Here is a 20,839-nt window from a genome sequence, read left to right on the forward strand (position 1 = left end):
AGATTTCTTTACTTATGCGTCAAATAGAAATTACCTTTAATCCTGATGTAAAGCCCGAGCGGCAAATAGCCATTCTAGAGAACATAAGTAGCTGGAGTTCAATTGAAGCAGCTGTTCCTTTGATGCCTAATGCTGATGACGCAAAAATTAGGCGCATGGCTTTCGCCTATATCAAAGATGACGCAAAAATAGAAACGGTCTCAGAACAGTTGGAGAAAATCCCTGAAATAAAAATTGTCCTGCCACCAATGCGTGGACTTCAGTAAATATTTTTTGATTCAAAATCGATATTCAATACGATGCTCGTTGTATTGTATATTCTTCTTGCTAAAGAAGCTGAGTATAGTGTCTGTTTGGTTCCGAGCTTGGTAAGGCTTTACTATGAACAATATTGCATTGAGTTTTGAGGCCGACCATCATGAGCAATTCGATATTGAACTATTTTGATTCTATTGCTTTACTATTATAGCTGCAAATGCAGCTAATTATTCCAAATTGCTGACATAAATGAATTTGGCTTCTTTGATTCAGGTGCGCTATGTTGTTTTATGAACGGTAGCTTGAATATACCAGTGTAAGATCAGGAAAGAAAATAATGAATTTTGAGGAGTTACATTTAAGAAATAGAAAACAAAGCTTCTAAAGCATTATAAACACATCATGAAATAGATTATATCACGCTCCCGGAAACTTTAAGCAAAAAGAACCAAATAAAGCAAGTTTATATTCATAAAAAAATTATTTGCCTATAAGTCAGCTGTGGAAGTCTTGAACTCTAAAAGTACAACAGCAGAAGTAATACTTATAGCTTTCATGTCAGGGAAAGTTTATCAAATTGTGTAGGCAATTAGAAAGTGGAATTGCTTTTGGTAAAAAAGCCATTCATATTAGCGTATTTAGATTTGATGGTACATCTATTATCCTTTGTTTTTAATATCATCTATTTCTACAAGTCTAAATATCCAAGTTATTATTAATATACTGCCTATTATAAAGCCCGCAGCAATGTTTGAAGTATATGAAAGGGTTAAACGACCTATAAAAGCATAAATTAAGGAAACAAACAGATGACCAATAAATGAGTAAGATAAAAAGGTTCTAAATGACACCTCAGTGCACCCACTGATAATAGAAATGGTTTCTGATAAGATAGGAATGAACTTGGAAAGGGTAATAGAAAAGTTTCCTAAACGTTTAAAGAAGTTATTCCCATTTGCAATTTCTTTTTCGGTAAAAAATTTATTTATAAATAGAGTACTTTTGCGACCAATATAAAACCCAATTGACGACGTAGTCATACCAGCACCTAATGATAGGCAGGAACCTGTAATAATACCAAGCTTATTTCCATTGAGAATCATCAGAATGCTTGAAGGAACAGGCAATACCACATCTAATGACAGTAATATGAAGCTAACAACTGAGTAGGTCCATAATGAATTAGTTGATTGAAAACAAGCTTGAATTTTATTTTCCAAGTCGGCAAATAGAAGATAGATAAGGATGATTAGCAACGAGACGAAGAAAAAAAGCGAGATAAGTCGTTTCATTTTTATCGTTTAACTCTTTAAGGAGCGATATGCTTCTGAATATAAGTAAAAATTTTGTACCATTTATTAGAAGTCATTCAGTATATTTATAAAGCAAGAATCAAAGAGCCTTGACTAACTTAAGGAGTCCTCTTTTCTTACTAGAAAAGAGCCTTATTCTCATTGGCGTAAGTATTTGGATGTAGTAAAATGCTCAATAATAATTTATTATCAAGGAGGGAAAAAGATTGACAAAATTAAAACAGTGTGGAATTACAAATTGGGCAGGAAATCTAATTTATAGTACAATCGAAAGTCATAATCCACCTTCTACTGAAGATATACATTGCATTGTAATTAAGAAAAATAAGATAAGGGTTTTAGGTTCAAAGCACTCTTTTAACAGAATAGCCGATAGTTGCGAAAATCTCATATCACTTCAGAACATGGCTGCGGTGGTTGCTATTGACAAAGAAGCACATTCTGTTACTGTAGAAGGTGGCATGCGCTACGGAGAGTTGGCTTCCTTCCTTCAAGATAACGGCTACGCCTTGCCTAACATGGCTTCCTTGCCACATATTACGGTAGTTGGCGCTTGCTCTACAGCTACCCACGGTTCAGGATTACAAAATGGTAATCTAGCTACTTCTGTTTCTTCTATTGAGTTTATGAATGCAGCGGGTGAGTTGGTAAATATCTCCCGTCAGAATAATGGAGAACAGTTTAACGGGGCAGTAGTGGCACTCGGAAGTTTAGGCGTGGTGACTAAAATCACTCTTGACTTAGTGCCTTCTTTTAAAATGAAGCAGGTAGTGTACCGTAATCTACCCATGCGCGCATTACAAGATCATTTTGTAGAAATCATGTCCAAAGGGTACAGCGTGAGCCTGTTTACCCATTGGGAAAACCAAAACATTAATCAGGTTTGGGTAAAGAGTAAAGTAGAGGAGGGTGTGCCGGCCATTATGGATCCTGAGATGTTTGGAGCAAAACTGGCTACTCAAAAGTTGCACCCTATTGAGAGTGAATCCGCGGAGAATACTACTGAGCAGTTGGGAGAAATTGGTGAGTGGTACGAGCGTTTACCGCACTTTAAAATGGGATTTAAACCTAGCGCCGGGGCTGAATTGCAGAGTGAGTACTTCGTGGCCATTGAGCATGCCTATGAAGCCATCATGGCAATTGAGTCACTGCACGAGAAGATTTCGCCGCATCTATTTGTTTCTGAAATCAGGACCATCAAAGCAGATGAGCTGTGGCTGAGCCCGCAATACAAACAAACCACCGTTGCCTTTCACTTTACCTGGAAGCAGGACGAGGAAGTGGTTATGCAATTGTTGCCCCTCATTGAGGAGAAACTAGCCCCTTTTAATGCCCGGCCGCACTGGGGAAAACTGTTTACAATGGAGCCTAAGGTGTTACAGGCGCAGTATGAACGGATGGATGATTTTAGGCGATTGCTTCTCCAGCATGATCCTGAAGGAAAGTTCAGGAATGAGTTTATGGAGAGGTACGTGTTTGGTGTTTCTTGAATTAAGGTTAACGTTTCTAACCAACTTTTTTAAAACACGGCTTAAAACGCCTTCACATATGAACATACAAAAAAGCCTCTCCCAACCGGAGAGGCTTTTTTGTACTATGTCTTTATGTCTAAAGACTAAGCGCGTTTTACGTTGATGGCGTTTAGTCCTTTTCTTCCTTCTTGAAGATCATAGACTACCTCGTCGTTTTCTCTGATTTCATCTACCAAGCCAGAAACGTGTACGAAGTACTCCTGATTTGAATTGTTGTCTTTGATAAAACCGAACCCTTTAGAGTCGTTGAAGAATTTTACTGTTCCTTGATTCATGATGTTGTTATTATATATCTACTACCCTCAAAGGTAGACATTAGTTCAAAGTAACCTAGGAAAAGTAAAATTATATTTAAAAAACCTTCAATTATGCTCATCAAGTGAATAGGTCGGTAGCTTAGAAATGAGTACCTTTGTATCGGAAAGCAATCATTATCTCCTCTCTTTCGCCGCCGAGTTCGGTGTTGGCTCTAAGTTTTCTGATAATCCTTGAAGACCTGTTGAAAAGGTTTTTCCGCCCAACCTTCCACCATTTCTCCTCTAAACAAGAAAGTGCCAGAGGTATTTTCTTGTTGCGCCTTGGGTACACCTTGCCATTTGCAAGGAAAACGCCTTTATAAGACGGATCTGAGATGGCAAGTTTGACTAATGAATGGTAAGTTTTTTTGACTTTCTCTTCTGAAAACGCAAGTTGGGCGTAGAAAACCTAGTATCCATTTAAAACATTCACTATGGCAAGATCACAGAACAGTTTCCTGAAAAAGCAATTAGAGCAGAAAAAGCTTAAAAAGAGAAAAGACAAAGAGGAGCGCAAACAGGAGCGCCAGGAAAACTCTACCGGTGGAAACCTAGAGGATATGCTGATGTACGTGGACGAGAACGGAAATTTCTCCTCTACGCCTCCAGAGAAAAAACCTGAAAAAAAGTAGGCTCCTGATCTCCTCAGGAGTTAAGTAATACAATCCCCATCTAAAAGGAAGTATCTGGATTCAAGTTTCAAGGCAGGCAGATCTCGCCATTATTTAAGGCAGATCCGTTAAGGCTTACATCAGGAACTTGAATCAGAATACCTTTCATAAAGCCAAGAAGTAAGCCAGAGGATAAGTATCCTTTAGTTTGTGGCCTATTTCTAAAAACAAAGCCTTAAACCAAGTTGGTTTGCTCACCTTGCCTTTCCCATCAAAAAATGGGAAAGGGTTGAAGCAGGAAAGAGATGTTTGACTATATTCATCCATACGCTTCACGTAACCAAAAAACAGATGGAAACGATAGACAAGCTGGCTTGGATTGAAATCAGGGATGGTTTTATCCTGAGTACGCGAACCAAAGGACGCACCAAATATTATATACCAGGCGGCAAACGGGAAGCAGCGGAAAACGATTTCACTGCCCTGGCCCGGGAAATTAAGGAAGAGCTTTCGGTGGACCTGATCGAAAAGACGGTAAACTACTTCGGGACCTTTCAGGCCCAGGCCGATAACCACCCCGCTGGCGTTGAAGTAAAGATGACCTGCTACACCGGTTCTTACCAGGGAACGATCAGGCCAGACCAGGAAATAGAGGAGGTTGCCTGGCTAAGCTATGCCGACCGCGAGAAAGTTTCTCCGGTAGACCAAATCATTTTTGATTGGCTTAAAGAGGAAGGACGTCTGCAGTAATTGCCTCAGGTTTTTTGATCCCTGAGGCTTTTCCGTTTTGCAACTCATTTGCAGAAACCAGGCTGAAACAAACTTTGACTTCAGCCCCATCTTATTTTATGATTTTAGAGACGATAGCTTTTAAGCCGCCTTTTCAATCTTCACTTTCTTGCCCTTTAACTTTTCCTGCTGTAGGAGCTTGACGGCTTTTTCTAGTTTATTCTTGGCAACCGCCACAAAAGTTGCGTTGTCCTGCAGTTCAATGCGGCCAAGGTCGGTTTTCTCCATGCCGCCTTTCTGCAGCATCCAGCCTACAATGTCTACCTTATTCACCTTGTCTTTTTTGCCGGCGCTGATGTAAATGGTTTCCCAGGGAGAAGCAGGGGGTAACACTACTTTGGCGGGTAGTTTTTCAACCGGCGGAATATTGGTCAGGTAAGATGGTTTTTCCCCGGGTTGCAGAAGTAGATAGCTGGTGCCTTTGGCGTTCATGCGGGCAGTACGGCCGTTGCGGTGGGTGTAGTTCTCCTGATCGGGCACCTGGAAATGAATAACAAATTCCACTTCGGGGATGTCCAAGCCACGGGCGGCTAAATCAGTGCTGACCAGCGTACGGTAGGTACCATTCCTGAATTTCATCAGAGTTCTTTCCCGGTCGGGTTGCTCCAGGCCCCCATGGAAGATCCCGTGGGGCAATCCTTTGCTGCGCAGGAAGTCGCTTACGGCTTCCACTGTTTCGCGCTGGTTACAGAAAACGATGCTAGAAGCGGTACCCACCAAACAAAGCACCTCCAGCAGAGCTTGCATTTTGTTTCCCTTTTGCACCTCCACCGTTTTCACCTGCAAGTCTGGGGCATTGCCAGCTTCCTGTAAAAAGTTAACGGTGACTGGGTTCTTGAGGCCGGTAAAGGAAGGAACCTGGGGCATGTCGGTTGCCGAAACCAAGATCCGTTTGTTTAGTTTTTTTAATTGGCCAATGATGTAAGCCATGTCCTCCTGGAACCCGTACTCCAGTGATTTGTCAAACTCATCCAACACCAACGTCTGGATAGAGGAAGTGGCAAAGTTCTCTTCGCGCAGGTGATAGGCAATGCGGCCTGGAGTGCCAATCAGCAGGGCGGGTGGGTGCGCCAGGCTACGTTTCTCAGGGTTAGTGGCGTGTCCGCCGTACAGGCAATCTACTTTAAACCCTGTAGCCATGCTTCTAAAGACCTGTTCTATCTGGAGAGCCAACTCACGGGAAGGGGCCAAAATCAAGGCCTGTACCTCCTGTACCTCGGGCTTAAGGCGGGGCAACACCGATAGTAAATACCCCAACGTTTTGCCAGAGCCGGTAGGAGAGAGCAGGATCACATCGCTTTTCTGGGCCGCGGCCAGGGTAGCTTCCTGCATCTCGTTCAGGCTAGAAATCTTCAGGGTGTCCAGTATTCGTTGGTGCATGGGTTCTAGGTTTAGGTGTAAAGGTAGCTATTATTCTTGCAGGCTTCTTGCCGCGTCTATCACCTTGCTTGGCTTCTACTAATTTTTAGATCAATAAACACTTATTCTATTTAATGGGAGTTTACAGCACCAAGGCAAATTTGTGAATGTGGTTGCTGATGGAAGGTAGTGCCCCTCTTTAAGTTTACCGTTAAAAGTTAATCCGAAATGGTAATATTTAAGAATTGTTATCGACAAATAGCCTATAAAACATAAATATTACTGAGAAGAAAACCTTAGATTGATTTTTTGAAAGGATCGTTCTGTCGCCTGGTTTAGAATACCTTGATACTTTCACCCAGGCCTGCGTATAGAATGTGGCAGTTTCTGCGTTTTTGGGTTAAAAACATACAGCTATGGCATTCACATTCGCATTCATATTTTTACTAGGTGGTATTTTAGGGTACATCTACGGGCACCGCATCAGGCCGAACCAACTATTGCAGAGAAGGCTGCAGGAACTTCAGGCGAAATGCGCCCAGGTGCTGGAAGACGAGAAGAAAGGGGTGTACAAGACCATTGTCACCGATAACCAGAAGTCGTCTGAGTTGGTGGTGGAAGTAAAGGAGTTGGCCGTAACCCAGGGCGGGCAGGTGAAGGTGCAGTACCTGAGTGCCTTCTACAAGAACCCCGTGTTCAGGACCCGCAAAGGGGCTGACCTTTTGCAGGAAGTACACGGACTGCTGGGCGAGTACCTGCCGAAACATGAGATTGAGTGGTACGAGGTCAACGGAAAGCACCAGAATATTCGTGAGTTTGTCAAGGAGTTAGATACATTACAGAACCAACCCACCAGTAGAAACTAAATACTATGGAAAGCAAAGAAATCACCTTGTCTGAAAACAAAGAGCTGATCCAGCAGAAAGCCCTGGAAATCTCTAAAACCATAGATCCCACCAAGCCCGAGAGCCTCAGCTCCTTTGGAGTGGAAACCCAGCGCAAACTGGGATACTACTCCAATGAACTTCTGTCTAAGGTGAAGGCCAAAGACTCTGGTGATGCCGGGGAAGCCATCAATGAACTGCTGGCCCAGATCAATATGATCAAGGTAGACGAGACCGAAAAGCCCGGGTTCTTCGCACGCCTGCCGTTTGTGGGCAAGATCAAAGACAAAACCAAGCAACTGGCCAGCCAATACAATTCCGTCGCCGAGAACGTGGACGATGTGGTGGTGAAGTTGGAAAAGACCCGGCAGAGTGTTTTGAAAGACTCCACGGGGTTAGAAGTAATGTTCAAGCAGGTGGTGGAGTATATCCATGAGGTACGCTCCCTTATTGCCGCTGGCCGGTTAAAGATTGAGGAGATAGAAAACGAACTCATCCCAGCTTTGCAGTCTGAGGTGGAAAGCAGTGGCCAGGATGAACTAGTCGTGCAGCGGCTTGCCGATATGGTAGCTTTCAAGGAGCGGTTAGAGAAGAAAGTGCATGATTTCACTTTGTCGCACACCATTGCCACCCAGTCTATGCCGCAGATCAGGATGATCCAAACCACCAATGATGTGCTGGCCCAGAAGATCCAGAACTCCATTGTGACGGTGATTCCGGTTTGGCGCCAGCAGGTTGCCATTGCGTTGGGCTTAGAGAAGCAGCGGAAAGCATTGGAGATTCAGAAGAAGGTGACCGACACCACCAACGAGATGCTGCTGAAAAACTCGCAGTTACTGAAAACCAACGTGGTAACTGCCGCGCAGGAAAACGAGCGGGGCATTGTGGACCTGGATACCCTTAAAAAGGTAAACAAAGACATGGTGGAAACCTTAGATGCCGTGATCAAGATCTCGGAGGAGGGTAGCCGCAAGCGGGCCGAGGCCGTAAAAGAACTCGCGCAGGTGCAGGAAGAACTGAACAGCAAAATTCTGGGTACCTTGGGCAAATCTAAAAGAATTGAGATTGAATAATGGCTGATGAACCCAAAACTGGTACATCTCTGAACGGCGTCCTGACCCAAGAGCAGGACGCCCTTTTAGATTTGTACTTAAACAACCTGGATAATTTCTTCGAGAATCAGAAAAATGCTGAAAAAATCCAGGTTGAGATAGAGACGCTCCACCTTAAAAAAATACTTTCTGAATGATGGATTTCGTGCGCTCCCTTTTCGGAATGAAGGTGAATGGCCAAAGGACGGTAGTAGGGGATACAGCTGATTATGGAATACAGGAGTTAGAGTACGTCAAAGAATCTAACCGCCGGCTTACCTTATTACAGGAGTTGAATACCCGATACAAGGGAACTCCGCATGCAGGTAAGATGAAGGCCGTTCTGGAGAAAACCCGTAACATCCACGCTTACCTGGTGTCCAGAAAGAAAGTGCAGGAACTGGAAATGTTCCACCTCAAAAACACCGACCATTTCATTACCACATTTACCACCATTTTGGACGTTCATCAGAAGCACGAGCTGCTCCAGTACGGTTCTCCTGAATCTGGGGCCACGGTGGAGGCTAAGTTGCAACACAGCAAGGCCGAACGCCTGAAGCGCCTGGAGAAAATGGCCAACCTGCCTGACCAGGTAAAGCCTATTACCAATACCGTCCAGTTCTATCATGCCGGAGAAGCCAAAGCCACGGTTCCCCGCCTGTACCTGCCGGATGTATCTATCAATACGGTAGAGAAAGTGGTCTACTACACCGAGGGGAAAGGCGACGGGCTGGTACCCAAAGAGGTGGGCTTTACTTCTTCCAAAGACCAGAAAGAAGCCTTTATAGACCACCTTTCCCTAAGGTTGGGCTTAAAAGACATCTCTTACGTGGGCAACGCCTTGGTAACCATCCCCAACAACAACGGCATCACCCCCACCGGCATCGTGCCTGTTATCCACTGGGAAGGATTTCTGTACGCCATCAACCTGAATGATTACCGCCTTTTTCCGGTCAGAATCTATCGAAACGGAGGTAAATAGAAACCTCCACTAATCTAAGAACACGAGAAAGTAGCTCTTTTAAGCCAGTTTTAAAAAAGTGATCAGTAAAAGGACGCATCCAAGTTGCTTACCCGGTGTAAAGGTCTGAGTAGTACCATTGGAGAAGTGCTTTCCTGCTGCTAACTTGCAAAAGATTTCTTCTAATTACCCTATTTGATGTGGTAGGACTAGGAGAAAGTGGCAGGGCAAATGAATTTCAAGAAATACCTCAGTAAAAAGTTCTTCCTTACTCAGACGGATAAATCAATCCTTCAGACCGAAGTAAAGGAAACCAACCTGCAGCGTATTTCTTTTACCTCCTTGCTGATTTTACCGGTTTCTGCTGCCCACGTGCTGTTATTCTACTTACAGCTGCATACCGGAAGCCCCACCGAATACCTCTGGAAAAAAGGGATTATCTACGCCCACTCCTCCTTTTTTCTCATCAATGCTGTTATTGCCGCCATCACCTATTGGATTCGAAAGAACCCTCCGTCTCAAAAACGGCTTCCCCAAGTTCTGACAACCGTGATGTTCCTGATCGTGCCTGTTTTTGGGGCGGTTCTGGCCATCATTGATCAAATGGTAAATGCTTCCATCAATGCCTTCCTGGTGGCTTGTATCGCTCCGGCCTTAGTACTGCAGGTGCGCCCTTTGAGGACGTTGGTATTGTTTCTGGTCGCTTATACTGTGTTTTACCTGGGGCTGGAATATACCCAACCAGATAACTCCTTATTGTTGACTATGCGGGTGAACGGGATCTCTGCGGCCACCATAGGGTGGGGGCTTACCTGGGTTCTATGGCGCAGCAACATGCTCAACTACCGTCAAGATCGCCAGATTGAGGCCCAAAAAGCAGAATTGGAGCAGAAGAACAAGAGGCTGCGCCAATCCTCGCAAAGTCTGGCTGAAGCCAACTCTGCCAAGGATAAGCTGTTTGCCATTGTCGCCCATGACTTGCGCGGTCCTATCCAAACGACGGTGCAGCTTTCCAAGATGTTAGCCGAAAACAGCTCCGAAATACCAGGGGAAAAGCGGACGCATTTGTCTCAGCTGCTTTATAAAAGTTTGCAGAACACCTCTAAACTGATGGAGAACCTGCTGCTGTGGGCCAGAAGCCAAACCAACCAGATTCCGTTCCAGCCCGAGGCGTTAGAAGTGCACCAGGTGTTGCAGGAAAGCATCGGGTACCTTCAGTTCATGGCCCAAGGGAAGCACATTGCTCTGGAAAACCTGGTTGAACCAAACCAATTTGTGGTGGCTGACAAGGAGATGCTAAGCACCGTCTTCCGGAATCTTATCACCAACGCCATCAAGTTCACCAAGCAAGAAGGTGCGGTGATCATCAAAACTGAATTAGAGGACCTCCAGGAGGGTCAAACTTTGTTCCTTAAAATTACGGTGCAGGATAATGGGGTAGGCATCTCAGAAAAGACCATTGCCCACCTGTTTGATATCAGTAAGAAGACGTCATCCCTGGGTACGGAGAATGAAGCTGGGTCTGGTTTGGGTTTGGTGTTGTGCAAGGAGTTTGTGGAAAAGAATGGCGGTCAGATGAGCGTTGAAAGTGAGCGCGGCAAAGGCACTTGCTTCTCGTTTACTTTGCCGTACCACCCCTCAGAAGTACCAGCTTCTTTTTCTTCAGAAAAGTCCTCGCTGGGATTAACTCACCTGTAGAAAGGGCCAAAAAGGAGCGCCGGATTTTAGCCTCCTTTTCTTGAAAAGAAGCTAAAACCCGGCACCTACAGCCTTATAGATGTTTACTTTTTCAGGTAGACCCTAAAGGTAGAGCCTACATCCAGTTGGCTATCCACTTCGATTTTCCCGCCGGCATTGTTCAGGATCTTTTTAACCATGTAAAGGCCAATACCCGAGCCATCTACGTGGTCATGGAAGCGCTGAAACATGGAGAAAAGATGCTCCTGTTGCTCTGGGGAAAGCCCTAACCCGTTATCCTGAACGGTAAGCACTACAAACCCATCTTCCTGCTCACAATGCAATGAGACTTCCGGAGTCCGATCAGGGGACCGGTATTTAATGGCATTGGAGACCAGGTTGTAAACAATGCTGCGGAGGTTCTTCTCTGAAAAGTAAACAACCGGGCATTTTGAGACTTCTACCTGCAGCTTCACCTCCGTTTCTTTCATCATGGGTTCCAAGTCAAGCACCACGTCTTGTACCAGGGTGGCTAAGTCAACTGTGGTCACCTCGGTGCGGTGGTCGTTCTGGAGCTTCGTGATCTCCGTGAGGTTGCCAATGGTTTTCTTGAACCGTTCAATGGCGCCCTGCATCATTTCCATGATCTCCTCCACTTCAACCAGCCCTGACCTATCCTGCGGAAGTTCCACCTGCAACTCACGTAGCAGGGCCTCAATGTTATGGATGGGGGCCTTCAGGTCATGCGAGGCGGTATACACGAAATTATCTAGATCGTCTATCACCCGCAGCAAGTGCGAGTTGGTGTCCTTCAGGCGGAGTTGGGTGTCCTTAAGGTCAGAGATGTCAATAAAGGAACCCAGCACCCGGTGTGGGATGTGGTATTCATTGTGCAAGATGTAGGCGCGGTTGTAAATAGAGGCGTAGGTGCCGTCAAACCGCATAAGTTTAAACTCCTCCACCCATTGATCTTGCCCTGTGTTGATGGCCTCGTTAATCCCCTTGATTATCCGTTGCTTGTCATCAGGGTGAATTTTATTGAACCAGGCGTTGATCCCTTGCCCCATTTCCTCAGGCTCATACCCTAAAATAGGTTTCAGGGTGTCACTCCACCACAGTTCATTGGTGATCAGGTTCCAATCCCACACCACGTCATTGGTGGCTTTTGAAACCAGTTTGAAGCGTTCCTGACTCTCAGAAAGCTCTTTTGTGCGGTCAGTAACCCTTATCTCTAATTGTGCGTTGAGTCTCAGCAAATCTTCCTCGGCGCGTTTTATGTCTTCGTACGCCAGCAGGATTTTTTCCTCGCTTTCGCGTTTTTCGGTGACATCGGCCATGGTGAGGGTAAGGCCATCGCCCATTTTAGCGGCCGCAATCTCATACCAGCCCCGCTTTCCTTGCAACTCCAGGTGTTGCTCTATGTGCAAAGGCTGACCGGTTTCCACCATCTGTACAAACTTCTTGAACAAGCCCGTCTTTTTAAGGAAAGGCAGATCAGGCAAGATACTTGTATGTAGCAACTGGTCCTGAGGCTTGCCAATCAGTTGCTCGGCTTGCTTGTTGAGCAAACTCCAGTTGAAATCAACGACCTCGTTTTCTTTGTCGCGCACCGCCTGAAAAGCCATGATGTTGTTCAAAGAACTGTTCAGGACGCCTTGCACCACGTTGCTGAGGGTCTTCAAAGTAGTCACCTCCACAAAGCTGAGCACCACCCCATCTTTGTTTCCGTCATGTTTAAGGTAAGGGATGATGCGCATCAGAAAGTACTTGCCATCCAGGGTCTCCACTTCCTGCTCAACTTCTGCGGAGGTGTTGTTCACTTTCTGGATGTCTTCCAGCCAGCGAGAGTACTTCAAGTTGTGCGAGAGGTGATGGATAGGCCGCCCCAGGTCTATGTCAATGATGTTGATCAACTCCTTTACCGAAGGCGTAAATTTTCGGATGATGAGGTGATGGTCCAGGAAAAGCTGCCCAATATTGGAGCTCCGGATGTAATTGTCCAGGTCCTCGTTGAGTTCCTGCAGTTCCTTGATCTTGAGTTGGTGCTCTGAGTTGACGGTATGCAATTCCTCATTCAAAGACTGCATCTCTTCGTTGGAGCTTTGCAGTTCCTCGTTGGAAGACATAAGCTCCTCGTTGGTAGACTGCAGTTCTTCGTTAGAGGTGCTCAGGTCCTGTACGGTCAGGTGCAGGCTTTCGCGGGCTTCTTTCAATTCGGCCTCCAAAACGGAAAGCTGGTGGAAGTACTCAGTGTCTGCCTCTGACACCAACGACGGTTTCAGGTTCTTGAGCGAAGGGTTTACCTTTCCTATTTCTTGGAGCAACACCAACAGCACTTTGGGCAGGTCTTTCTCCACCGAGATGGGCTTCACCTTCAACTGCACCAACTGGCTTTTGGAGTCAATGTTCACCACTACCTGCCTTGACACGGTTTTGTGGTTTTTGAGCACTTTTCTGATATCAACGCTCAAGGTGACGGCCAATTCCTTGGGTACCATCTTAAGCAGGTTCAGCTGCAGGCGCTTCTCAGGTAGTTTTAGAAAGCGGTTGAAATCGCCAATACCGTGCAGCAGCTGGTAATTATCGTCAATGAACACCCCGGCCAGTTTCAAGTCCTCGGCCACGGAATCCATGAACAAGTCTGTGTACCGCAGAGCCTGGGCGTTGCGGTAAGAGGGGAGACCGTCTTGGGAATTGACTGGTGAATGGGTACTTACGCCATACGTCTGCTGGTGCCCCTTGCCATCTTTTACTTTCTGGAAGAACTTCCATTTACGGTTCTTCTCCGCGAAGTAGGTTTTCAGGTCCCCGATGTGCTCACTAGGCCCTAGAAAGAGATACCCGTTCAGCTTCAAGGCATACGGAAACACCGACATTACCTTTTTCTGCAAGTCTGGGTTCAGGTAGATGAGCATGTTCCGGCAGGTGATCAGGTCAATGCGGCTGAAGGGCGGGTCCTTCTGCAGGTCATGCTGGGCAAAAACCACTAACCTACGGATGTCTTCTTTAACCGTGTAGCGGTTGTTCTTGAAGTGGAAAAACTGCTGAAGCCGTTCTTCAGACACGTCTTTGTTGATGGAGGCGGGATAAACACCTTGAGAGGCCTGCCGGATGGCCCTTTGGTCAATATCAGTGGCAAACAACTTTACCTGCGGTTCGCGGCCCATTTTCTGAAAAGCCTCCTGAAACAGCATGGCAATAGAGTACACCTCTTCCCCGGTACTACACGCCGTCACCCACACCTTCACGGTCTCATTTTCAGGGACATCCACGATAATCTGCGGAATCACCTCCCGTTCCAAGATCTCAAACGCCTCTGGGTCCCTGAAAAAGCGGGTAACGCCAATCAGGAATTCCTGGCAAAGGTGCTTTATCTCTGCCGGGTTTTCATGGATGTAGGCTAAGTAGCCGGGCAAGTCCAACACCTTTAATATATCCATCCGCTTTTTGATGCGGCGGTAGATAGTGCCTTGCTTGTAGTTCTTAAAATTGGTTTGGGTATGGGTACAGATGAGGTCCAGAATTTCCTGCAAGACTTCATCGTTCTCTATGTCATCATTGTTCCGCTCAATCAAGGTCTGAACCAAGGGGATTTGGCGGGTGAACTCCAATATTTCCTGGGGCATTCGTTCTGGGGGAAAAACAAAATCTACGGCCCCTGTTTCAATGGCACTGCGGGGCATGCCGTCAAACTTGGCCGAGGCGGGGTCCTGGACCATGATCATGCCTCCGGCCGCTTTAATCATTTTAACGCCTTTGGTCCCGTCTGTACCGGTACCCGAAAGCACAATGCCAATGGCGTACCGGCCACGGTCTTTGGCCAGGGATTCAAAGAAGACGTCAATGGCAAAGTTGGGTTCACGGTTCCTGATCTGTTCTACAAGGCGCAACCGTCCTTTTTTCACGGTCAGTTGCTTTCCGCTGGGCAGCACGTAAATGCAGTTGGGGCGGGTCACCATGTCATCCTCGGCTTCCTGCACCCGCATTTGGGTGTGCTTGGAAAGCAGTTCGGCCATCAGACTTTTGTGGTCTGGCGAAAGGTGCTGGATGATGACAAACGAATAGCTTGAATTATTTGGGAAATGGTCAAACAGTTTATGAATGGCTTCCAACCCACCTGCTGAGGCCCCAATCCCGATAAGGTAATGGTCCGTTTTAGGGAGATGTTCAGCCTGCTTTACATTTACCATGCGTACTCTTTCTTTGATTCTGTCCTAATAGAAATAACTGGGAAAGCGGTGTCCTCAATATCTTTCCTTGATGATTTTTTCTAAGACAGCGCTCCTTAATGTTTCAGCCGCCTCCACTTCTTCTTCCAGCCAGGGGAGGGAAGTATGCTTCACCGTTTCCTGGTAAGTGGCAAATGAATTGCGGGGATGGTAGGTCTTACCGTCAGGCTCCATCTGGATGGCTCGGTTAGGGTCACCTCCCCAACTCACCGTCTGCAATACTTCGGGTCTGAAGCCCAAAATATATTCGCCCTGCTCGGCATTGATGGGCAAGGCAATAAGCCCGCTGGCCACGTCTTTGTAGTCCCGTGCCCGCATGTATTGCTGGGGAAGGGTATCTGTGGCATAAAGCCTGTCCGTTTTATTCCGGCGGAGCCAAAAAATCAATTCTTTCAAATCTTGGTTAGCAGGGGTGTCGCCACTTGTCCAGACACCGCCCTCAAACAACACAGCCGCGCCTGAAAGGTTTAGAAGCTTCAGAATGCTGGTACCGCCAGAAAGTAAACCGTCAGAGAAGGAGGGGGTGGTGTACAGTTGCTCCAGCAACTGCGCATGGATACCCCGTAATTGCGCCCGCAAGCCCATTGTTTTTTCGCGCTCTTTTGCCGCTAACTGCCCCGAAACGATGCCAGACAATAACTCCATGGCCGAGCGTAGCTCGTAGCTGGGGTTTTTGGGTTTCTTGTGATGGCAGGAAATAAGCCCCCAAAGTTTGTTGTCAATGATTAGCGGCAGGGACATGGACGCCATGACCTGCAGGTTGGCCAGATACTCTAAATGCACAGTAGCCACACTTCTCAAGTTGCAGTCAGAAAGGTCTGTAAAGCGTTGCGAAATGGGGTTGATGAGCGGGGTTAAACGCACGGGGGTATACGCCCTGGTGGGGATTAACCGGTAGGGATTGCTGAAGTACAGATCCCTTGACTGTTTGGGAACGTCTGAGGCCGGAAACCGAAGATCCATGTAATCATCCATGTCTTCTTCCTTGGCCTGGCCAATAACGATTCCGTTCCATTGCGGGTCAAACTGGTAGGCCAGCACCCGGTCAAAACCCGAAAGTTTTTTCAATTCTTCTACCGTGATCTGGGCTATTTCCTTGGTGCTCTCGGCTTGTTTAATGAGAGAGGTCAGGTATTTGATCTGCTGGTATAATTCCAGAAAAGAGTCTTTAGTAGAGGAGTCTTGGTTGTCTTCCAACTCAATCAAGACATACTCTTCTTTGGGGTGCACCAGGGCGGTAAAGGTCTTCTCTGCCCCCAGCACCAGAAAGGTGAGGCTAAACGGTATTTTCACCTGACTGCTTAGTCCCTGCACCTTCTCCCTGATGTCTTTAAACTGCTGGTCTGGTAGAAAACGGGAAATTGGTTGCTCCAGAATTTGTGAGGCCGGAATGCCCAAAAGCTGCTCCGCGTTTTCGCTTACCTGTACAACCTCCAGGTTCTGGGTGTTTAGGGTAAGCAGCACTCCATGGGGTTGAATCAGGTTTACTAAGTGCAGCGGAATACTGCCACAAAACTCTGAATCATAGTTCTTTTCAATGGTAAAGCTAATGGGAGCTTGTTTTTTCTCCATAGGGTAGCACTGCGTTAGGCAACTTGTAAACTAAAGGGGGACAGCAAAAGATTAACTTCCACTGTTTACTAACAAATGCCAGACCTACGAAAAAACAGTAGAAGATGGGTCTGTCAATTTCAAAAATACGGGCTAAATGTACTACACAAAAGGGAACTTCAAAAACCTAGTATTCCTGCCGTTGCGTGTTTATACAGATGGGTTGGTTCTAAATGGAGGCTTACAATTGAAAGAAGGTTTATGACTGCTTTCAGGAATTAAGCACCGAATGATAAATAAGAACCTACATTTACTTAGCATCATTCATTTATTAAATATGATAATTAACTGTTGTTGCTGTAGAGTTGTAGTCACTTTGAAGCTTTATGTGCAATGTGCTTCTTAGAATGTTATCATTTTTAAAATATTTTTTCTTTGTACATTTTAAGACCTATTTTTCTGAAAACAGGGTTTAAACCAGTTAAATCGTCTCTGTGCTTCACTTCATTTAGATTTTTCAAATGTGAATACCAGTTAGTACTTCTTATACCTACTAAAAGCTAGATTGCTGGTTGAACTTCTGAAGATGTATTCTGGTTTGCTCTATCAATAATAGTAATAATCAAATAATGAATTTAAACATTTAATTATATTACACTATGGTTGCAGCAGGCAAAACCAGAAGAGGCTTTCTTGTTTTCAGAGGATGGATGGTGATGTGGGCCTTCACATTTTTCAGGATTCTTCCCGCATTTGCTCAAAGTTCTACCACTTACGCCCCCGGAGACTATAGAACCACCTCCGCGGGAACCTTAAGCCAAACTGGTGGAACTAGTTTAGTGGAACAGTTCACAAACCAAGGCACTTGGGTGCCGGCCACTTACCCATTGCCCATTACCGGTAAACTTTTCGTGGAGCATGCTCTTCAGGTTTCAGGAGCGCTCCAACTTGCTCATGTGCAAATCACTGCCCAGAAATCCCTTACTGTTTTGGCAGGTAACAGCTTGTTAACTACCAATACCTTGTCTGTAGGCGCATCAGCGGAACTGGTGCAAGAAGGTGAAATTGACAACCGAGGCTTGTTGCAACTACAGGCAAATTCAAAACTCATTATTAAGGCTCCAACGTATAAAGCCACTTCCCTCATCTGGGCGGGGACCGAGGTCCTGGATGTTACCTCTGAGGTTAGGATTGAAGCCGCGGCGGCTAATTCCCTTTTATTTAGCGGTACCCGTCTTTCCGCCCAGGCTCATGGCTACTGGTTTGGCCGACTAACCCTTGCTCCGGCCCTTGCTGGTAGCAACTGGCAACTCACCGATTCTTCGGCTCCTTTGGCGGCCCAGACCTTTAATGCTACTCTTCCGGCAACTTCCTCGCTTCTGCTTTTAGCAGGCTCTAACTTGTCTCTACATTTTGGGCAAGATGTAAACTTGACTGGAGGAACATATTTTCTGCAAAACCAAAGCAGTGGCACGGGTTCTATTCAAATTACAGGACACCTAACCTTTCAAGGGGCTACCCTCACCTTAAACCAAACGTCTAGTTCAGCAGCCATCTCCACCATTGACTTAAAAGGCAACTTGGTCACCGATGCTGCTTCCACTATCAACAATAGCAGTACGGTCAGTACCTCCACCAGTGGAATCAGATTTTCAGGAACTACATGGCAAACCCTTCAGGCAGGGGGACCGGTGAACCACGTCTCTTTGGTTGTGAGAACCGGGGCTATGGTGCGGTTGGGGCAACACCTGCGGCTCAACCCCATCAACTCAGTGTATGCAGGTACCTTAACTGTTGAGAATGGTGCTACCCTGGATTTTGGGACAGATACCTCCAACAATGGTTTTCAGGTGCAAGGCCAGGGCTACTTCAACTTAAGTCAGGGCGGAACGCTGTACATTACCAGTGCCCAAGGAATCAATAGCACGGGAGCCACTGGAAACGTTCTGGTCCCCGATAGCCGGCGGGCCTTCAACCAACTAGCTACTTTCATTTACAGCGGAAAAGTCCCGCAACAAACTGGTAATGCCTTTTTAGCCACTGCCAGCGGAAAAGTCATCATCATTGACAATCCTACCTCTGTGACGGTTTCCAGCACCTTTGGCATCTCCAGCCATACAGGCCTAACTGCCCAAGGGGGAAGATTGGAAATCAAGCAAGGCACTTTGATTACTTCTTCTAACGGTGATGTGACCGGATCTGGGAAACTGGTGATGAGTGGGGGCATTTTCCAAACGAGTGTCTTAGGCACTATTGTGCCCCAACTTACCGGTGCGTACGAACTAACCGGAGGTGCCATTGAGTTGGCAGGAACAGGAAACCAGGTCTTAAGAGGAGGCAACAACTACCTATATTATAATGTGCTGGTTAGTGGGAAAGATGAGGTAGGTGTTTCTTCTAAATCCATTTCCACAACCACTACTGTTACCCAGAACGTAACCATTCTACCCAATGCTATTTTTGACATTGGTAACAAAACCTTGAAAGGAGATGGAGGGCTAACCATGACGGGTGGTTTGTTTAGGACAAGTAAAACCAGTGGAACACTGCCAGAGTTAAACGGTAGAAATTCACCCTACAATCTAACGGGCGGCACTATTGAATTCTATGGTTCTACTAACGGTCAAAATCAATCCATAAGAGGTGTTTACGGAAGTTCACAAAAGATCACCTACCATCACCTTCTTTTAACTGCCACAGAAGCCAATACCCTGAATGACGTTGGTAACCACTTGTTCAGCGCAAATTTTGATGTGGCGGGTACGCTTACCGTGAAAGCACCAGCCGTACTGCAAATTGCAAGTAACAGGGCCGTGGGCGGAACCGGGAATTTTGTCCTGGAACCCGGAGCTACCTTGCTATATGGTTCACCCCAAGGCATCAAGCAAAGCGGAACAGGTACCATGGATGGAAACGTGCGGGTTAGCGGAACCAGAGCCTTCTCGCCTCAAGCTAATTATGGTTTTATTGGAAACTCTGAAATGGTCACCGGCGATGCTCTGCCAGGTACCGTCGCCAACCTGACGGTTGCTAAAATAGGTGGTGGGGTAACTTTGTCTAAATCAGTCAATGTTCAGAATGTCTTCACGCATAAAAGCGGGACCTTCAAAACGGATGTACATGAGTTGTCCCTGTTAAACCAAGAAGCTTCCGCTTTGCAACTAACAGATTCCACGTTTTACATCCAAGGTAACCTGAGAAGAGCGGTAGGAAGTAGTGGTACCTATGCTTTCCCTGTTGGGAATGCCTCTGGTAAGCGGAAGTTTGAGCTGGTTTCTTTGGGGTTGGCGGGTAATGGCTTCCAGAGCATTGTGGTAAGTTTTAAGCCTTTGACCCATCACCTGGATAGTGACTTGTACCTGGTGGAAGATAGCTACAACTACACTCACGTAGAAACGGAGGGCGTATGGTATGTTGAGCCAAATGTAACACCTGCCTCCGGTAAATTCACTGCCAAAGCTTCTTTGCTGGGCTTCAATAACCTGTCTGATAATAAGTTTTCCTTGCTGGTACGGCCGTTAGGCTCTGTCAGTGGTAAAGATTGGACCACCGGAGGAGGCACCTTGGATGCCCCCAATAAGGAGGGCCGCATCGTGGCTGGTGGGTATGCCAAACGAAATTTTATGGCTGCATTCGGGCAAATGGCCATCGCGAATATGGAAACTGTTCTGCCGGTTACCTGGCTGGATGTAAAGGCAGAACGGAAAAACCAAGGGGTGCAACTGCAGTGGGCCACTGCGTCAGAGGTCAACAATGACCGGTTTGAAATTGAATACTCGTTGGATGGAAAGAACTTCATGTATGCAGGCAAAGTGAAGGGATCAGGTAACAGTGCCATAGAGCAGCGCTACCAATTTGTACACACCACTTCGCCTTCAGCCACCACCTACTACCGCATCAAACAGATTGATCTGGACGGAGGATTTGAGTACAGCAAGGTAGTAAGTGTTCAGGCTGGGAGTGCGGCATTGGCCCACGTTACCCTGTATCCTAACCCTAGCCGTGATTACCTGCACTTAAGCAACGTTACATTAGATGCTTCCTCTTTGGTGGAGATTATTGATGCTCAAGGGAGACGGGTTGAGCAAATTAAGCCAGTCGTAAACGGAGCTACTTCCATAGTACCGGTTCAGCAATTACCAGCGGGCAATTACATCCTGCGAGTACAGACGGCAAACCAACTGGTCCAGCAGCGGTTTGTGAAATTGTAAACCATTTTATGTTTATTTTCTAGAAAACAGCCAAAAAGAAGAGGGCCGGTTCAAACAGAACCGGCCCTCTTCTTTTA

Annotated in this window: 15 protein-coding genes; 10 read left to right on the forward strand and 5 right to left on the reverse strand. The window is 46.3% G+C overall.

Annotation, left to right across the window (positions count from 1 at the left end):
* The first annotated feature begins 14 nt into the window (after positions 1-14).
* Complete coding sequence (locus ACW9SV_RS18200; RefSeq protein ID WP_479558192.1) at positions 15-266, forward strand: hypothetical protein; 252 nt, start codon at positions 15-17, stop codon at positions 264-266.
* 651 nt (positions 267-917) lie between these two features.
* On the opposite strand, the gene ACW9SV_RS18205 is transcribed toward ACW9SV_RS18200, so the two are convergent.
* Positions 918-1,478: a TVP38/TMEM64 family protein gene (locus ACW9SV_RS18205; RefSeq protein WP_479558193.1), complete on the reverse strand. Its 561-nt coding sequence runs from the start codon at positions 1,476-1,478 to the stop codon at positions 918-920.
* A 299-nt stretch (positions 1,479-1,777) separates the two neighbouring features.
* Here ACW9SV_RS18205 and ACW9SV_RS18210 point away from each other — a divergent pair, with 299 nt between their 5' ends.
* The gene (locus ACW9SV_RS18210; RefSeq protein WP_479558194.1) at positions 1,778-3,061 is read left to right on the forward strand and encodes a D-arabinono-1,4-lactone oxidase; all 1,284 of its coding nucleotides are present in this window, start codon (positions 1,778-1,780) and stop codon (positions 3,059-3,061) included.
* A gap of 125 nt (positions 3,062-3,186) precedes the next feature.
* Here the strand turns inward: ACW9SV_RS18210 and ACW9SV_RS18215 are convergent, their stop codons facing one another.
* Positions 3,187-3,378 (reverse strand): cold-shock protein, encoded by a 192-nt coding sequence (locus ACW9SV_RS18215; protein ID WP_062542011.1) that lies wholly within the window; start codon positions 3,376-3,378, stop codon positions 3,187-3,189.
* A gap of 455 nt (positions 3,379-3,833) precedes the next feature.
* Between ACW9SV_RS18215 and ACW9SV_RS18220 the strand changes: the two genes are divergently transcribed.
* A complete protein-coding gene (locus tag ACW9SV_RS18220) occupies positions 3,834-4,031 on the forward strand; it encodes a cold-shock protein (RefSeq protein WP_479558195.1) in 198 nt (65 codons plus the stop codon).
* 330 nt (positions 4,032-4,361) lie between these two features.
* Positions 4,362-4,760, forward strand: coding sequence for an NUDIX hydrolase (locus ACW9SV_RS18225; protein ID WP_479558196.1), 399 nt, complete (start codon positions 4,362-4,364; stop codon positions 4,758-4,760).
* 120 nt (positions 4,761-4,880) lie between these two features.
* Here the strand turns inward: ACW9SV_RS18225 and ACW9SV_RS18230 are convergent, their stop codons facing one another.
* On the reverse strand, positions 4,881-6,179 hold the full coding sequence (locus ACW9SV_RS18230) for a DEAD/DEAH box helicase (protein WP_479558197.1): 1,299 nt from the start codon (positions 6,177-6,179) through the stop codon (positions 4,881-4,883).
* A 395-nt stretch (positions 6,180-6,574) separates the two neighbouring features.
* Here ACW9SV_RS18230 and ACW9SV_RS18235 point away from each other — a divergent pair, with 395 nt between their 5' ends.
* From ACW9SV_RS18235 to ACW9SV_RS18255, 5 genes are all read left to right on the forward strand, one after another.
* Positions 6,575-7,024 (forward strand): hypothetical protein, encoded by a 450-nt coding sequence (locus ACW9SV_RS18235; protein ID WP_479558198.1) that lies wholly within the window; start codon positions 6,575-6,577, stop codon positions 7,022-7,024.
* A 5-nt stretch (positions 7,025-7,029) separates the two neighbouring features.
* Positions 7,030-8,115, forward strand: a complete 1,086-nt coding sequence (locus ACW9SV_RS18240) for a toxic anion resistance protein (protein WP_479558199.1) — start codon at positions 7,030-7,032, stop codon at positions 8,113-8,115.
* On the forward strand, positions 8,115-8,291 hold the full coding sequence (locus ACW9SV_RS18245) for a hypothetical protein (RefSeq protein WP_479558200.1): 177 nt from the start codon (positions 8,115-8,117) through the stop codon (positions 8,289-8,291). Before ACW9SV_RS18240 ends, ACW9SV_RS18245 begins: the two co-directional genes overlap by 1 nt.
* Positions 8,288-9,115: a hypothetical protein gene (locus ACW9SV_RS18250; RefSeq protein WP_479558201.1), complete on the forward strand. Its 828-nt coding sequence runs from the start codon at positions 8,288-8,290 to the stop codon at positions 9,113-9,115. Before ACW9SV_RS18245 ends, ACW9SV_RS18250 begins: the two co-directional genes overlap by 4 nt.
* Positions 9,116-9,325: 210 nt before the next feature.
* The gene (locus ACW9SV_RS18255) at positions 9,326-10,792 is read left to right on the forward strand and encodes a sensor histidine kinase (protein ID WP_479558202.1); all 1,467 of its coding nucleotides are present in this window, start codon (positions 9,326-9,328) and stop codon (positions 10,790-10,792) included.
* Between the two features lie 83 nt (positions 10,793-10,875).
* Here the strand turns inward: ACW9SV_RS18255 and ACW9SV_RS18260 are convergent, their stop codons facing one another.
* Entirely contained in the window at positions 10,876-14,961 is a 4,086-nt protein-coding gene (locus tag ACW9SV_RS18260; RefSeq protein WP_479558203.1) for a chemotaxis protein CheB, read from the reverse strand.
* Between the two features lie 54 nt (positions 14,962-15,015).
* Positions 15,016-16,572, reverse strand: coding sequence for a GAF domain-containing protein (locus ACW9SV_RS18265; protein ID WP_479558204.1), 1,557 nt, complete (start codon positions 16,570-16,572; stop codon positions 15,016-15,018).
* Between the two features lie 638 nt (positions 16,573-17,210).
* On the opposite strand from ACW9SV_RS18265, the gene ACW9SV_RS18270 reads away from it, so the two are divergent.
* A complete protein-coding gene (locus ACW9SV_RS18270; protein WP_479558205.1) occupies positions 17,211-20,762 on the forward strand; it encodes a T9SS type A sorting domain-containing protein in 3,552 nt (1,183 codons plus the stop codon).
* Positions 20,763-20,839: the final 77 nt, after the last annotated feature.

The sequence above is a fragment of the Rufibacter sp. JT20002 genome (assembly GCF_056491185.1).